The organism is Dysgonomonas sp. UBA7710 (assembly GCF_002482385.1).
In the GTDB taxonomy this organism is placed as follows: domain Bacteria; phylum Bacteroidota; class Bacteroidia; order Bacteroidales; family Dysgonomonadaceae; genus Dysgonomonas.
Genome location: NZ_DLFW01000018.1, coordinates 81814 through 98951, shown reverse-complemented (window position 1 = coordinate 98951; position 17138 = coordinate 81814). Strand labels below are relative to the sequence as shown.

At 42.2% G+C, this 17138-nt stretch carries 8 protein-coding genes; 5 read left to right on the top strand and 3 right to left on the bottom strand.

Translation table 11 applies throughout. The features are described from left to right. Positions 1-55: 55 nt before the first annotated feature. A complete protein-coding gene (locus tag B3317_RS05790; protein WP_291109530.1) occupies positions 56-1027 on the bottom strand; it encodes a glycoside hydrolase family 43 protein in 972 nt (323 codons plus the stop codon). A 218-nt stretch (positions 1028-1245) separates the two neighbouring features. On the opposite strand from B3317_RS05790, the gene B3317_RS05785 reads away from it, so the two are divergent. Beyond that, the gene (locus B3317_RS05785) at positions 1246-5475 is read left to right on the top strand and encodes a hybrid sensor histidine kinase/response regulator transcription factor (protein ID WP_291109529.1); all 4230 of its coding nucleotides are present in this window, start codon (positions 1246-1248) and stop codon (positions 5473-5475) included. A 629-nt stretch (positions 5476-6104) separates the two neighbouring features. Further along, positions 6105-7385 (top strand): serine hydroxymethyltransferase, encoded by a 1281-nt coding sequence (gene glyA / locus B3317_RS05780; RefSeq protein ID WP_291109527.1) that lies wholly within the window; start codon positions 6105-6107, stop codon positions 7383-7385. An 80-nt stretch (positions 7386-7465) separates the two neighbouring features. Here glyA and B3317_RS05775 read toward each other — a convergent pair whose 3' ends face one another. Further along, the gene (locus tag B3317_RS05775; protein ID WP_291109525.1) at positions 7466-8653 is read right to left on the bottom strand and encodes a class I SAM-dependent rRNA methyltransferase; all 1188 of its coding nucleotides are present in this window, start codon (positions 8651-8653) and stop codon (positions 7466-7468) included. Positions 8654-8817: 164 nt separating this feature from the next. Between B3317_RS05775 and B3317_RS05770 the strand changes: the two genes are divergently transcribed. The 3 genes from B3317_RS05770 (at position 8818) to B3317_RS05760 (ending at position 14379) form a co-directional block, all read left to right on the top strand. Beyond that, positions 8818-9291: a PaaI family thioesterase gene (locus B3317_RS05770; protein WP_291109523.1), complete on the top strand. Its 474-nt coding sequence runs from the start codon at positions 8818-8820 to the stop codon at positions 9289-9291. Positions 9292-9418: 127 nt separating this feature from the next. Continuing rightward, positions 9419-11266, top strand: coding sequence for a 4-hydroxy-3-methylbut-2-en-1-yl diphosphate synthase (locus tag B3317_RS05765; protein WP_291109521.1), 1848 nt, complete (start codon positions 9419-9421; stop codon positions 11264-11266). A gap of 194 nt (positions 11267-11460) precedes the next feature. Further along, a complete protein-coding gene (locus tag B3317_RS05760) occupies positions 11461-14379 on the top strand; it encodes a calcium-translocating P-type ATPase, PMCA-type (protein ID WP_291109519.1) in 2919 nt (972 codons plus the stop codon). 907 nt (positions 14380-15286) lie between these two features. On the opposite strand, the gene B3317_RS05755 is transcribed toward B3317_RS05760, so the two are convergent. Continuing rightward, positions 15287-17032, bottom strand: a complete 1746-nt coding sequence (locus tag B3317_RS05755; protein WP_291109518.1) for a sodium:solute symporter — start codon at positions 17030-17032, stop codon at positions 15287-15289. Positions 17033-17138: the final 106 nt, after the last annotated feature.

Sequence of the window (17138 nt, the reverse complement as noted above, 5' to 3'; positions counted from 1 at the left end):
AAGGAGAGGTATCCAAAAGTGAGGACAAGCCCATACAGGCTTTATCCTCACCACCTTATTTAACGCCTAAAACCCCTTCTGATGTCATTTGTATCCGTTTTATAGTATTATCTTCATTATAATACAGACGATCGATACAGACCGAACGGCGGAAACTCCCTCCTTGTGTCGGTATTGCCCCGTTGTGATATATGAAATACCACTGCCCTTTAAATTCGATTATTGCCTGATGATTGGTATTGGAATTGCCTGCTATCTCATTCAGTATGCCTTTATACTCCCAAGGTCCGTTTATATTCCGGCTCATAGCATATCCCAGTTTTTCGGGAAAGTACTGTGCGTATGACAGGTAATACCATCCGTTGTATTTGTGTATCCATGGCGCTTCTGTAAAGTTTGGCAAATCGACAGTCATTACCGGGCTATCCAGTTCAATCATGTTTTCCTTCAGTTTTGCATAGTAGCATTGTGTGTTCCCCCAGAACAAGTATGCCTGGCCATCATCGTCGATCCATACCGTAGGGTCTATATCGTCCCATCCTATCGAGGTGTAGGCTGTAGTCATATCGTTAGTTATCAGCGCTGAACCTCTGGCATCCTTAAACGGCCCGAGCGGATTGTCAGCGACCGCCACACCTATAGACTTGCCGGGTATAGTACCATGCTCTACGGTTACATACCAATAAAATTTACCGTCGCGCCCGATAACCTGTGAAGCCCACGCTTCACCTTTTGCCCATGCAAAATCTTTTGCCCGCAGCGGGACTGCGTGTTCTGTCCAGTTTACCATATCATCCGACGAGAATACAAGCCACTCATTCAGTTCATAATGATTATGGGGAGGGGGACATTCGTCGTGGCCCGCATATATGTATAGTCTGTCGTTATGTACCAGCGCTGCAGGATCGGCTGTGTATTTATGAGTAAAAACAGGATTGCCGGTTATCCGGAAAATCGAGTCCTGTACCGATCCATGTATATTAGACACGACAATGCAAAAAAGAAAGATAAGTTTTAATATTTTCATGGTTTTTAATACTTTATTTCTCAAAGAAGAAAGATTCTCTGGTTGGAATCAGGTTAACTTTTAATCACTCGCCTTTATTTCTTTGACAAATATATACATGTGCAGAGCTAAGAATGGTGGACAAAAAAATATTAAAGGTGGACAAAACAGTATTTAAGTGTAAAAAATACATTTTTTAATTTTTATTACTAACTTTACTCAACCAAAAATCAGTTATTATGAAAAATACACTTATAATTATAAGCAGTATCATTCTATTTTTATTATTCATACCGACAGCTAACGGACAAAATAATATATCATCAAAATACATATTCAGTACCATCAGCATAGATGAAGGACTTCCTGTAAATTTTGTAGATGACATATTCAAGGACAGTCACGGATTTATCTGGGTGGCTACTCAGGGAGGGGGCTTGTCGCGATATGATGGTTACGAATTCATAAATTTCAATGTAAACAGTTCTCCTCTCTTTCTTAAAAGTAATTTTATACGGAAGGTAGTGGAAGACAATTTCAACCGATTATGGACAACATCCAATAATGGTATAGACATTATAGATCTCAAAACCATGAAGAAGGCGACTATTTCGCACAAAGATAATTTACTCGATACTGTATTAGATACCCCGGCTATTACAATATTTAAAGACAGGAAAGGTGGTATATGGGTGGTTTCGACGGAAAACATGTACAAACTGGAATTCGATGCCAAAGGAAATATACAGCGCATATACACAACCGTGCAAAAAGGCTCTCCTTATAGATTTACCTGCATCAGTGAAATAGACAATGAAATATGGGCCGGAAACGACGGTGCTGTCTATAAAATAACGGAAGGCCAAAGTGAAAAGCTGAATTTACAACTCGTTTCCACACATTTCAGCATATCACCCAATCTTTTTATCTCAAGTATTCTGAAAAAGGATAACACAATATGGATGACCACAGAAGACGGACTGTTCAGATACAATGATATAAATCAGCCTCCGGCACATTACCTTCATAATGCTCTGAACCAATATTCCATTTCTCAGAATATGGTTACAGACCTAAACATTGTAAACGGGTCTATCATAGCAGGAACGCTTAGGGGGTTAAACATTTATAATCCTGTTACTGACGGATTCGAGCATATCACTCACAATAGTACCGCAGAATCACTAAACAGTGACTTTATAAATTGTCTGCTTGCTGATGGCGATAATCTCTGGATAGGAACAGAATCGGGAGGTATCAATAAAATGACTTTACGCAAACTGGCCGTAAAAAATTATATTCATAGCAATTCCGATAAGGGCAGTATATCGCCTAACCCTGTCAACGCGATTCTGGAAACCCGTAATGGCAACTTATGGGTAGGAAGCGTGGAAGGAGGTTTGAACCTGATGAAAAAAGGGGAATCATCTTTTACTCACTATATGGCCGGTCCGGGATTACTCAGTCATAATACCGTAAGTGTACTGGAAGAGGATAACGAGGGAAATTTATGGATAGGGACCTGGGGCGGGGCAATAAGCATTCTGAATGAAAACAAACTCCCAACCGTATCCTATAAATATATAACACCCAATTCCAGTTTTATTGGAATCCTCAAATATGACCCTGTGAATAATGGAATGTGGATAGGAACCAACAGGGCGATCTATTGGTATGACATACAGAATAACAACCTCATAAGTCCATTACCCGACAATATGAACCAAAATATATGGGGAACACTGGGCAGTGCCATAGATACAAAAAACAGGCTCTGGCTGGGCTGCTCCGAAGGTTTGATACAAGTAGACCTCAACACATATGATAAGCCGGCTAAAAAATTCGCAGCACGGTTTGTTTCTCTGAATGAACAGGAAGTCAACAAACTGTTTCTGAAAAATATTACATGCATCTTTCAGACACACGACAATACAATATGGGTAGGCAGTAACGGATATGGAATATGCAAAATAGAAGAAATAAACGGCAAATATGTCACCCGCACATATACTATGGTACAAGGTTTGGTTAACAATGCCGTATTCGGAATACTCGAAGACGAACAGGGGCTTCTCTGGATAAGTACGGGACGGGGCATGTCATCATTCAATCCGCAGACTGAAAGATTTGTAAACTATACCAAAGACGACGGACTTGCCAATCATCAGTTTTACTGGAATGCCTCTTTTAAATCACCTGTCAGCAAAAACCTGTATTTCGGGAGTATGACAGGGCTCACCGAACTACAAGGTAATTCCCGTTATGCATCGAAAGAGCAGAGAAGTGTAACATTTACCAAACTGCAAATACTAAATCAGACTGTATGGTACAATAGCGGCAATTACATAAGAGAGGATATCAGCTATGCAAAAAGGCTTGACCTGCATGAACAGGATAAATCTTTCTCGATAGAATTCTCGGCTCTCGATTATGATAACCCGTCGACTGTAGCCTATTCATACAGGCTTTTAGGGTTTGACGACAAATGGATAGACGTACCTTCTAACCGCCGCTTTGTAAGTTATACAAATCTCAGCCCCGGCACTTACAAACTTCAGGTAAGGTGCATGACCAAAGCCTCGGACTGGTCTGAAAACATAACAGAACTGGAAATAGAAGTCCATCCGTTTTTCTATAAAACAGTATGGTTTATCAGCTTATGCATTATATTACTGCTGGTACTGGGTATCCAGTTGTATAAATGGCGTATAAATTCATTAAAGAAACAACGCGAAATATTACATATAAAGGTAGAGGAACGGACACATGCACTCGAAAAGCAGAAAAAACTGCTGGAAGAACAGGCGGTAGAACTAAAATTACAGAATACCATCCTTGTAGACCAGAATGAGAAAATCTCTTATCAACGGAAACAATTGATAGGAATGTCGAAAAAAGTACAAGAAGCCATGGCCGACAGAATGTCTTTCTTTACGAATATCACCCATGAATTCCGCACACCTATTACTCTTATTATAGGACCTATAGAAAGGGCTTTAAAGTTGAGTACCAATCCTAAAGTGGTGGAACAATTACAATATGTGTCTCGTAATTCGAAACATCTCCTCTCGCTGGTCAATCAACTGATGGACTTCAGGAAAGTAGAATCGGACAGCATGAGTGTAAATCCGACTGCGGGGAATCTCATTAATTTCCTTGATGAACTCCTGATACCATTCGAATCGTTTGCAAATGAGCGAGGCATAAAAATAAGAAGAGTGTACAGGATGCCACAACCCCGTATAATGTTTGACGAAGAAGCCATACGGAAACTAGTTACCAACCTGCTGGCCAACTCCATCAAATTTACCCCTGACAATGGCAATGCAACCTTGTATGTAAGTTCTATTACAGGAAGTAACGGAGAAGATAAATTATATATCTGTGTACGAGATTCGGGTATAGGAATTAAGGATGAAGACCTCAACCGTATTTTTAACCGCTTTTACCAGTCGGATGCACGTACCAAATACCCCATTTACGGACAAAGTGGTACAGGCATAGGGCTCTATCTGTGCAAAAACATTGTCAACTTGCTCGAAGGAAGCATTGTAGCCAAGAACAACCATACAAAGGGAGCATCGTTCCGGATACTATTGCCTCTCATTCCCGCGTCTGCTGCTGAGCAACAGTTATTCGCAGAAAATTATATCCCTCCCGTAGCCGACAACAGGGAATATACTCCTGCAACAGAGCAAAAAGAGCAACGATTGACAATACTTGTTGTAGAGGATAATACGGACATGCGTAAATATATCAGTTCCATATTATCCGATTATTATAAAGTAGTAGAAGCCGAAAACGGGGTGGAAGCATTAAAGATATTGAAAGCAACATCTATAGATTTTATCATCAGCGACCTCATGATGCCTGTTATGGACGGGCTCGAATTATCACAGAAGGTTAAGTCCGACTTATCTACTTCCCATATTCCATTTCTGATGTTAACAGCAAAAACGTCAATCGAAACCCGGATCGGCAGCTATAAAATGGGTGCAGACGAATTTCTCACCAAGCCTTTTGATGAAGAATTACTACTTACAAGAATCAATAATATCCTGGAAATACGCAAACTATATCAACGTAAATTCAGTCTGTATATGAATGTGGAAGAACTGAATATCACAGAAGACTCGAACGACGAAAAGTTTCTCAAGAAAGCAATGGAAATCATAAAAGAGAATTATACAAATACAGAGTATGACGTGAGCGACTTTGTCAATGATATGGGGGTAAGTAAAAGCCTGCTCAATAAAAAGATGCAAATGCTTACGGGGCAACCCCCGAGCCACTTTATCCGTGATTTCCGGCTATCTATTGCCAGAGAATTGATTCTGAAAAGTAAAGGCAACAAAACTATTTCGGAAATAGCTTATGAAGTAGGCTTTAATGATCCGAAATATTTTACCCGTTGTTTTACCAAACATTTTGGTATTGCACCCAGCGCTATGTCGAAAGATACGGACTAGGATGTGATTATTCACAGGAAATTTATCTATGTATAGCTCTTTGAAGTATTGATCGTCCCCTCCAACCTCCCTATGGGGCAAGGCTGTTAAGTTCTCTACTTTGCTCCGTTATTTTCTGCTGTCATCCTGAGTGTAACGAAAGATCCCGACCCTGAGGAACGAGATGTTTCACTCCGTTCAACATGACACAGAGGCTATAAAAATCAGAACTTAACAGCCCTACCCCTTTGGGAGAGGGTAAAAGTTGGCAGATAGAAAATAGAGAAAAAAATGTAACCTTTGTTACCTTTTGAGAAAGTTACAAGTTACGGGTAGATAAGAAACGGGATACAAGTTGTTAACTGCTAACTGTTGACTGTTAACTGAATCAAGTGTTACCTTTGTTACCTTTTAGCAAGTAATGAGTTTTAAGTAATAAGTCATTGGTCTCTGTTAATTGATAAAAGCTGATTATTAATTTTTCATTATTAATTATTAATTGTTTTTTGTGTAACCTTTGTTACCTTTGTGATCGTAAAAAACTATAAACCATAATTACGGGAATTATTTCGGAATTATTCCCGCGCTAACAAAAATATAAACAGGTCTGCGACCTTAATTTTTTCACCTCATAAAAATTTCATTTGCTTATGAAAAGAGACACAGCCATTTTTGATATTATCGAAAGAGAGTATCAACGACAACTGAAAGGAATCGAACTGATCGCATCGGAAAACTTTGTCAGCCAACAGGTAATGGAGGCTATGGGTTCATGCCTTACCAACAAATATGCGGAAGGCTATCCGGGGAAAAGATATTATGGGGGATGTGAAATTGTAGACCTTAGTGAACAACTTGCCATCGACCGTTTAAAAGAAATATTCGGCGCGGAATGGGCGAATGTACAACCTCACTCGGGAGCGCAGGCCAATGCGGCTGTTTTTCTTGCCTGTATGCAGGCCGGAGATAAGTTTCTGGGACTGAACCTGTCACATGGAGGTCACCTTTCGCACGGTTCACCCGTAAACTTTTCCGGACTGATGTTCCACGCCCTTGAATACAATGTGCGTCAGGATACGGAACAGGTAGACTACGAACAAATGGAGCAGGTTGCGCGTACCGAAAAACCGAAAGTAATCATCGCCGGAGCTTCGGCTTATTCCCGCGACTGGGATTATGCGCGAATCCGTAAAATAGCTGATGAAGTAGGCGCAATCTTTATGGTAGATATGGCACATCCTGCCGGGCTTGTTGCCGCCGGATTACTGAATAATCCGCTGCCTCATGCCCATATAGTGACTACCACCACTCACAAGACTCTTCGTGGGCCTCGTGGGGGAGCAATCATGCTGGGTAAAGATTTTGAAAACCCATGGGGTAAGAAAACGCCTAAAGGCGAAGTGCGTATGATGTCCGCTTTGCTGGACTCTGCCGTATTCCCGGGAATACAGGGAGGCCCGCTGGAACACGTTATTGCCGCTAAAGCCGTTTCGTTTGCAGAAGCACTCGACCCTTCATATAAAGTATATCAGACACAGGTGAAGAAAAACGCTGCCGCTATGGCTCAGGCATTTATAGATAAAGGCTATAAGGTAGTATCGGGTGGTACGGATAATCACTCTATGCTAATAGACCTTCGTCCTAAATTCCCCGAGCTGACCGGTAAGCTGGCTGAAAAAGCGCTTGTAGAAGCGGATATCACAACGAATAAGAATATGGTTCCGTTCGATAGCCGTAGTCCTTTCCTTACTTCGGGGCTTCGTTTCGGAACACCTGCCATCACTACACGCGGTGCAAAAGAACCGCTGATGGCTGAGATCGTGGAAATGATAGATACTGTTCTTTCAAATCCGGAAAACGGGCAGACAGTAAAGGCTGTTCGTGAGAAAGTAAATTCAATTATGAAAGAATATCCACTATTCGCCTGGTAATCAAAAAAACCACCTCATACAAAAAGGAGCCTGCTATAATAACAGGCTCCTTTATATTTCTTATATCGTCTTGTCATCATTTATTCCACATACAATACCAAACCTTTGAGATATTCCCCTTCCGGATGATAAATATTAATCGGATGATCGGCAGGTTGACTCAACTGGTGTAGTATCCGCACTTTCCTGCCTGACATAGCTGCCGCACTGAATACAGCCAGGCGAAACGCCTCTTTGGTTATTACCTGCGAGCAGGAGAAGGTAAAGATAATTCCCCCCGGGGCTATTTTATCAAAGGCGACGGCATTCAAGCGTTTATATCCCTGCAATGCGTTCTTGATAGCTCCACGGTGTTTTGCAAAGGCAGGAGGATCGAGTATTATCAGGTCGTAATCGCCTTTATTTATGTTGCCGAGATATTTGAATGCATCTTCTGCGAAAGCCTCGTGCCGCTTATCATCAGGAAAGTTAATCTCCACATTCTTATTTGTCAGCATCACCGCTTTGGAGGAACTATCGACGGAATGTACCAGCTTTGCTTTTCCACGCATGGCATAGAACGAAAATCCACCTGTATAACAAAACATATTCAGTACCGAACGGTCTCTGGCATAGCGCTCCAGTAATGCCCTGTTATCCCGCTGATCGACAAAGAAACCGGTTTTTTGTCCCTTTACCCAGTCAGGATAGAATTTCAAACCGTTTTCAGAAGCAATTTCGGCGACATCCTTACCTCCGAACAGATATTCGTTTTCCGCTCCCAGATTGGCTTTATATGGTAATGTCGTTTCAGACTTATAGTATATATTCTTCAATGTGGCTCCCATTACGGCCTTTAGCGCGTCACAAATCATCATCCGCGATTCGTGCATACCTACAGAGTGCGATTGTATGACAGCAGTCTCGGCATATATATCTATAATCAGCCCGGGAAGCCCATCACCCTCGCCATGAACAAGACGGTATGAATTATTATCTGCTGACAGCAATCCTATCGACTTCCTTAGTTCTAAAGCGGAGTTCAATCGCTTTTTCCAGAAATCCGGATTGATCTCTTCCTCTTCGAAAGACAGGACGCGGACCTCGATACTTCCGACCTGATAATGCCCTACGGCAATAAATTCGTTACTGGCTGTATAGACGGCAACTACCTCTCCTTCGGTCAGGTTGTTATCTTTTTGTTGTACTGCTCCCGAAAATATCCACGGGTGAAAGCGTCTTAAAGATTCTTCTTTTTTGGGTTTTAGCTTTATTATCTTATAATCCATATTATGATACTCCAGCGATGAGTTGAAGTGGCACAAAATTACAACTTTATTTTCAAAGATAAAGTTTATCTGTATTGTATATATCAGAAGACAGGCCGACTCTTTAGAGCTTTTTATGCAATCTTTTCTTGTTATCTACATTCCGAATCATTTCCTTTGTGTTTATGAAAAAGATAATAAATCCTTGGGAAGGGCTGGACGGTTATATGTGCTTTGCCTGTTCGCCCGCTAACCCGTCGGGACTCCATATGGAATTCTATGAAGACGGCGATGATATAGTTGCACATTGGACGCCAAACGAGTATATGCAAGGTTGGCTAAACACTCTTCATGGAGGAATACAAAGCACCCTGATGGATGAAATCGGCGGATGGATTATCATCCGTAAATTACAAACGACAGGAGTGACTTCCCGTCTTGAAGCCAGATTTATAAAAAGCATCCCGACCAATGAACCCTTGTTGACAATCCGCGGAAGAATAAAAGACCAGAAACGAAATGCCATTTTCCTCGAAGCTGAAATATATAACTCACAAAACGAATTATGCGCGCGTGCCGACATGGTCTATTTCATTGTGAGCCAAGAACAGGCCCTGGAGCAATTTCATTTTTGCGGATGCAAGACGGAGGATGAATGACGGCTTTAATCACTTTTATAGTTTTAGTTTATTATAGTATTGGTCAATGCAGCAGCTATCAGATTTAACACAACAAAAAAACTCTATCTTTGTTATATTTTTTGATTACAACTAAAAAAATTCAGATATGAATTATTTCAATTATAAAAGGCGCTTGTCTTCCGAAACCAGGATCGGCGACACTCCGCTCGGAGGCAGCAATCCTGTACGGATTCAATCGATGACGAACACTAACACCAACGATACCGAAGCCAGTGCAGAACAAGTTATAAGAATCGTAAAGGCCGGAGCGGACTATGTACGCCTCACTGCACAGGGAGTACGCGAAGCCGAGAATCTCAGGAATATAAAAGAAGTGGTAAGGGCGCAGGGATACAACACACCTCTGATTGCCGATATACATTTCAATCCGCGTGCAGCTGAAGCGGCCGCAAAGATTGTAGAGAAAGTGCGAATCAATCCGGGAAATTTTGTTGACAGGGTAAAAACTTTCGAAACATTCGAATATACAGATGAAGAATATGCACAGGAAATAGAGAAAATACGGGCGAAACTCATTCCTCTGCTTGATATATGTAAAGAACACAAAACAGCTATCCGTATCGGGGTAAATCACGGTTCATTATCCGACCGTATTATGAGCCGTTATGGCGACACTCCTGAAGGCATGGTGGAGTCATGCATGGAGTTCCTTCATATTTGCATCGCCGAAGGATTCAGGGATATTGTAATTTCCATGAAGACTTCCAATACGGTAGTCATGTCAAAAGCTGTCCGCTTACTTATTGCCCGTATGGAAAAAGAAGATCTCAACTTTCCTCTGCATCTAGGAGTAACCGAAGCGGGAGATGGTGAAGACGGGCGCATAAAATCGGCTGTAGGTATCGGTTCACTTCTTTCCGACGGTATCGGCGATACCATCCGTGTGTCCCTGAGCGAAGATCCGGAATATGAGGTACCTGTGGCGCGTAAGCTGGTCGCTTATATCGGCCGGAAGGAGGATCATCCGGAGATAGTAGCGGAAGCCTGTGACAGATTCTCTCCGTTCTCTACCGACCGCAGGGAAACATATACAGTAGGGAATATCGGAGGCGATAGCCTGCCTGTTGTTATTTCAGACCGTTCGCAAGGCAACTTTGAATTTAACGTCCACTTCCTGCCCGATTATCTGTATGTCGGGAAAGAGTTACCCCTTAGCGCTCCACGTGCAATACCTTCTATTATAGATTTAGACGGATGGAAAGGGGAAAAGAATACATATCCTCTGTTCGATAAACCGAATTGGGAAAAGATAAGGGGCAATGATGCGGCAATCAAGTTCCTGCGCCTCTCATATCCAGAACTGGATAACAATATCATCTCTTTGCTGAAAGCAGACAAATCCATTGTTATTATTCTCACGACTAATCATATCAACGGTGTAGGAGAACAGCGCGCATTTATACATACCCTGATGAATAATGACTGTGATACTCCCGTAATACCCAACCGCAGATATGAAGAGAATGAAACGGAAGATCTTCAGATAAAAGCAGCAACCGATTTCGGTACTCTTTATCTCGACGGCTTCGGCAACGGTATTATGCTCGAAAACAAAGGAAACATTTCATTGAAAAATATAGATGCGTACATGTTCGGAATCTTACAGGCATCGCGCATCCGTACAAGTAAAACCGAATATATATCCTGTCCTAGCTGCGGACGTACATTATTCGACCTGCAAACAACTGTCGCATTGGTTAAAGGAGCGACCTCACATCTTAAACACTTAAAAATAGGTGTTATGGGCTGCATCGTTAACGGACCGGGAGAGATGGCGGATGCCGATTACGGTTATGTAGGGGCTGAGAAAGGGAAAATTTCTCTTTATAAAAAGAAACATCTGATAGAAAAGAATATTGCTTCGGAAGAGGCTGTGGAAAGGCTTGTCCAGCTCATTAAAGATAATGGTGACTGGATGGAGCCGGAGAATTAATCGTTATAAAGCATTTAAAGGAGCAGGATTTCAGAAAAACCTGCTCCTTTACTTTCTTAAAAACACCTTAATAATCGTAACAATTAATTAACAGACCGGCATTATATTTGTACTCTGATAACATTAACTTTATCTCTTTTTTTAAACAAGTACAAACGACTTATTGTTAAAGAAGTATATTTATTAATAGAATAATGGAAGGAAAAAAGAATTATACAGGGCTTACAGACAGTCAGGTAAAAGAAAGCAGGCAAAAGCACGGAGCGAATATACTCACCCCTCCTAAGAAAGAACCTCTATGGAAGCTTTTTCTGCAAAAGTTTGAAGACCCTATTATCCGCATCCTACTTATAGCAGCGTTTCTCTCTCTGGGAATATCCATCATACACAACGAATATATCGAAACCATCGGTATATTCTGTGCCATCCTGCTGGCTACCGGAGTATCCTTCTGGTTCGAGATGGATGCCAATAAAAAATTCGACGTACTCAATCAGGTAAATGATGAGGACATGATAACCGTGATGCGTAACGGCAATATCCGGCAGGTACCTAAAAAAGATATTGTGGTAGGCGACATTGTGTTCCTGGAGATGGGAAATGAAGTTCCTGCCGACGGAGAACTGTTCGACGCCGTATCCATGCAGATAGACGAATCCTGCCTTACAGGAGAGCTTAGTATCGACAAAACCATAGATCCCGACCATTTCGAAGAGGGTGTGGCTTATCCATCCAACTGGGTACTCCGTGGCACGAAAGTAATAAACGGACACGGAGTTTTCGAAGTCGCCCGTGTGGGTGATGCTACCGAGTTCGGTAAGGTTGCAGAAAAGTCTACTGAAAAGGTAGAAGGAGAAACACCTCTGAACCGGCAACTGGATTCCCTTGCCAAATTTATAGGGGTTATAGGGCTTATATTGGCTATGCTTACCTTTGCCGTCCTCTTTATAAAAAATATATTCAACGATCCTACTGTATATGTTTCACTTGGCGAACTCGGCCTCCTCGGAGCAGTTATGATAGGTGTAGCCATAGCAATGGTAAAAGTATGGTTGCCTATTATATATGACGGCCTTGAACTTGCAGGAAAAGATATTAAACTGCCGAAAGCCGTAGCCGAAGGCAGTTGGCTGAGGTGGCTGCTTACAGGGGCATTGGTTACTGTCGTTTTAGCTTTTTCGGGATATATCTTCGGGGTAAACCCTTTGGATGATGATTCCTGGATAAGTATCGATGTGGCCGCGAATATACTCCAGGCATTTATGGTGGCTGTTACACTGGTTGTAGTGGCCGTGCCGGAAGGTCTGCCGATGAGTGTTACGCTCAGTCTGGCATTGAGCATGCGCCGTATGTTGAAGATGAACAACCTTGTGCGTAAAATGCATGCCGTGGAAACGATGGGAGCCACTACTGTTATCTGTACTGATAAAACAGGGACACTCACCCAGAACCAGATGCAGGTAGCAAATACAAACTTCTACGGAGTTGCAGATCAAAACCTGACAGACAGTGAAGTGAGCAGACTGGTAATAGGCAATATTTCGGTAAATTCTACAGCATTTCTGGACTTCTCAAATAAGGAGAAGGTTTCAGCATTGGGTAATCCCACCGAAGGGGCTCTGTTATTATGGCTGAACAAAAGTAAGATATTATATAGCAATATCCGTAATAAGGAAGAGGTACTGGATCAGTTACCGTTCTCTACCGAACGTAAGTATATGGCAACCCTTGTCGATTCCCCGAAGCTGAAACGAAAAGTACTTTATGTAAAAGGCGCACCGGAAGTTGTCTTTGCAAAAAGTAAACATGTAGCAGGTATAAACGGAGAGGCTCCTGCCGGTGAATTCAAGGATATTGTAGACGAACAGTTACTCCAATACCAAAATCAGGCTATGCGTACCCTTGGGTTTGCATATAAATATATCGAAGAAGGAAACAATAAGTCTGTTGAAGAACTGGCTTCAGGCGATTTAATATTCTTGGGTATCGCGGGTATTTCCGACCCTGTGCGTACCGATGTGCCGGGAGCTGTAGAGCGCTGTCTGAATGCGGGTATCGGAGTTAAGATAGTGACAGGGGATACTTATGGCACCGCAAAAGAAATAGGGCGTCAGATCGGAATCTGGAAAGATGAGGAGGATACAGACCTGAATATAATAGGCGGTATCGATTTCGAAAATCTTTCCGATGACGAAGCATATGAAAGGGTAAAAGACCTGAAAATAATGTGCCGTGCCCGTCCTACGGATAAACAACGTCTCGTTCATTTACTGAAACAAAGAAACGAGATTGTCGCTGTTACCGGCGACGGAACAAACGATGCTCCCGCCCTCAACTATGCTGATGTAGGCCTGTCGATGGGTTCGGGAACATCCGTAGCCAAAGAGGCAAGCGATATAACCCTTCTCGACGACTCGTTCAGCAGTATTGCTACAGCCGTAATGTGGGGGCGTTCGCTCTACAAAAATATCCAGCGGTTTATATTGTTCCAGTTGACAATCAATGTGGCTGCCTTATTAATCGTATTCCTGGGTTCTATATTCGGTCAGGAATTACCGCTGACTGTAACACAGATGCTCTGGGTGAATCTGATAATGGATACATTCGCTGCCGGAGCTCTGGCCTCCCTTCCGCCCGACCCGAATGTAATGAACAGTAAACCAAGAAAGAACAGTGATTTTATTATAACCAGTTCTATCGGGAAACATATTCTGACCACAGGCATCCTGTTTGTCATACTGTTGTTGGGAATGATGTATTATTTTTCTTCTCCCGAACATCTCAATTCATTCTTTAGTTATGTACCTGAAGCGGACAGAAACGGATATTTCTTATCCTATTTCTTCACTGTATTTGTATTGTTACAATTCTGGAATATGTTTAATGCAAAAGCATACGCCACAGGCAAATCTGCTTTTGCAGGTTTAAATAAAAGCGCCGGATTTGAGATGGTAGCCCTGATAATACTTATAGGCCAGATATTAATAGTAACTTTTGGCGGTGAAGTATTCCGTACCATGCCTTTGACTATACAGGACTGGGGTATTATAATAGGCGGCACTTCGTTTGTGCTTTGGATAGGAGAATTGGTTCGCTTATTCAAAAAGAAGTAAGAATACGGAATATTAAAGAATAACTTTATCTATACCCTGTAAACTGATTGTAATTACAATCAGTTTACAGGGTTCTTTGATATGTTGATTGGCCCCTCCAAACTCCCCAAGGGGAGGCTACAAAGAGGGTAAAAAGTAATAGGTAGAAAAAGTGTTACCTTTGTTACTTTTTTAAGAGTTACGAGTTTGCCTCGCCTTCGCTTCGGCGAATGTTATTTCTGCGCCCTTCGGGCAGTTACAAGTTACGGGTTGGCTGGCGCCCTGTTTTGTTTCACGCAAAGACGCAAAGGCGCAGGGCAAAAATGTTTGCTACGCAACACACAGACGGGACGTCTGCGCGAGCGGGTGGCCCCGCTTCGCTCTGCCGAACGTTGTTTCTGAACGAAGTGAAGAATCCCGACTCTGAGAAACGAGATGTTTCACGCTGTTCAACATGACAAAGAGGGTAGTAGAATTCAGAACTTAACTGCCTTGCCAAAGGGGGAAAGAAAGAATGAAGAGTGAAAAATAAAAAAGCTGAAAAGACTGTTACCTTTGTTACCTTTTAACAAATAGTAAATTTTAAGTACTAAGTGGTAAGTCAAGTTTTTTAAGTTACGACTTACAAGACACTTTATTTTGTTTCACGCAAAGACGCTAAGGCGCAAAGTTTTTACATCTTACCTGTTGTTGACTGATGACTGATGACTGTAAATAGTGTTACCTTTGTTACCTTTCCCAAGTAGTAAGTATTGAGTAATAAGTATAAAGGAGTTCTAATTGTTAACTGTTGACTGCTTACTGTTTACTGACATATCTGTTACCTTTTAACATTTTCATAACAGGACGAAAAAGACAAAAACAAAAAAGCAAGTGCATTTTTCAATACACTTGCTTTTATTTAAGTATTTATTATAAATAGTCTTTTTTACCAGAAATACATATAGAATGCCACACAAAGAGCGACAACCCCGAGCGATGCAATAACATCCCATTTGTTCCAGCTCTTTCCGATAACTTTCTTGTAGTCGTCGGTGAAAGTGATAGCCTCTATCTGTTGTGCGGTTGGCTTCGCAGTGAAGAACGATACTACTACCATCAGCAACATGATGAAGACAAGCAGCCATATCTCAAAGATAAGCCAGTTGGTTTGCCAGAACCAGCTGGTGCATTCCCAGTACCAGCCGGTCATTATGTCTTTACCTGTATTTGTAAATATATTGGTCAGCAAACGAACCATACCGATAATAAAGCCCACGATCATACCTACTTCACCGGCTTTAGGCGTAATCCTTTTAGAGAATATACCCAGTGCGAATACAGCCACCATTGCAGGCGCGAGCAGCGATTGAATACCTTGCAGATAATCGTACAGACTACCAAGGCTCATCATAACAGGTATCCACACAATACCGAGTACTACGACGACAACTGTGGCAATACGACCTACCAGAACATAAGTATCCTCGCTCTTGCCTTTGAACATCGGTTTATAAAAGTCCTCTGTAAACAATGTAGCACAAGAGTTAAAGAATGCTGCCAAAGAAGCGACCAATGCCGATATAAAACCTATGGTAACAATACCTTTCACTCCGGCAGGCAATACAAATTTGACCATCGACCCGAAAGCTGTATCGGGATCGTCCAATGTAAATCCGCTGTCGGGACGCGCCGCCAATGCCGCAGCTACCATACCCGGTATCAGGAACATAAAAACAGGCAGCAATTTGAAATAACCGGCAGCGATAGTACCTCTGCGCGCACGCTTCATCACTACATCGTTATCTTCACCTTTGCGTTGTCCGAGTACACGCTGAACGATATGCTGGTCGGTACACCAATACCAGAAACCTATGATTGAAGCTCCGATAAATACCCAAAAGCCGGGATAGTCATCATACAACGGGTCGCCCGTACTGAAATGGAACATATGGTTTGTGCCGTATGCAACACCATCTTCTCCTACATTCAGCGTTTTAGCATAATCTATCATTGCTGTCCAACCTTCAGGGATACTGCCACCACCGAGCGCAGATAACCCAAGGAAAAGCACAAGGAATGAACCTGCTATAAGAATAGGAGTCTGAATCGCAGACAATGTCATCACACCTTTCATTCCTCCGAGAACAGTAAAGATACCCGTTAAGACGATTAAGCCGATAGCCCCGTACCAGAAAGGCAAGCCAAGAAGGCTCTCCATGAAGATACCTCCGGTAAACGCTGTTACGCTCACTTTGGTAAGCACGTATGCAATAAGAGTGATGATAGACAACCATGAGCCCGTAGCCGGGGTGTAACGATATTTGAGGAAATCGGGCATTGTGATGATTTTACCCATCTTATTGTTCATAAGCTGATAGAAAGGCACAAACAGCCAACCCAAGATAAGTATCATCCAGCCTTGCATTTCCCAGTGCGCCATACCCACACCTGCTTTTGCTCCTGTTCCGGCAAGTCCTACAAGATGCTCCGAACCAATGTTTGCGGCAAAGATAGCCGCACCGATGATGTACCATGGCTCGCCTTTACCGAACAGATAGTCTTCGCTACTGGCACCTTGTTGCAGGCGCTTATCTTTTTGTATCGAACGCCAGACGGCCCATGTCACCGCTAATATCCCGACTGCAATAATTACCCAGTCGAGCCAAATAAATTCATGTGAATTCCAGTTCATAGTATTTTATAATTAGAAGTGAAAAACTAAAAGTGAAAAATGAAAAATAAAGACCCAATCATTGTCGCTTCGCATAATTTTTCACTTTTCACTTTTCATTTTTCAT

Excerpts from the sequence above, each read along its gene's own strand:
- B3317_RS05790 (WP_291109530.1), bottom strand. The coding sequence starts at position 1,027 with ATGAAAATATTAAAACTTATCTTTCTTTTTTGCATTGTCGTGTCTAAT.
- B3317_RS05785 (WP_291109529.1), top strand. The coding sequence starts at position 1,246 with ATGAAAAATACACTTATAATTATAAGCAGTATCATTCTATTTTTATTA.
- glyA (WP_291109527.1), top strand. The coding sequence starts at position 6,105 with ATGAAAAGAGACACAGCCATTTTTGATATTATCGAAAGAGAGTATCAA.
- B3317_RS05775 (WP_291109525.1), bottom strand. The coding sequence starts at position 8,653 with ATGGATTATAAGATAATAAAGCTAAAACCCAAAAAAGAAGAATCTTTA.
- B3317_RS05770 (WP_291109523.1), top strand. The coding sequence starts at position 8,818 with ATGAAAAAGATAATAAATCCTTGGGAAGGGCTGGACGGTTATATGTGC.
- B3317_RS05765 (WP_291109521.1), top strand. The coding sequence starts at position 9,419 with ATGAATTATTTCAATTATAAAAGGCGCTTGTCTTCCGAAACCAGGATC.
- B3317_RS05760 (WP_291109519.1), top strand. The coding sequence starts at position 11,461 with ATGGAAGGAAAAAAGAATTATACAGGGCTTACAGACAGTCAGGTAAAA.
- B3317_RS05755 (WP_291109518.1), bottom strand. The coding sequence starts at position 17,032 with ATGAACTGGAATTCACATGAATTTATTTGGCTCGACTGGGTAATTATT.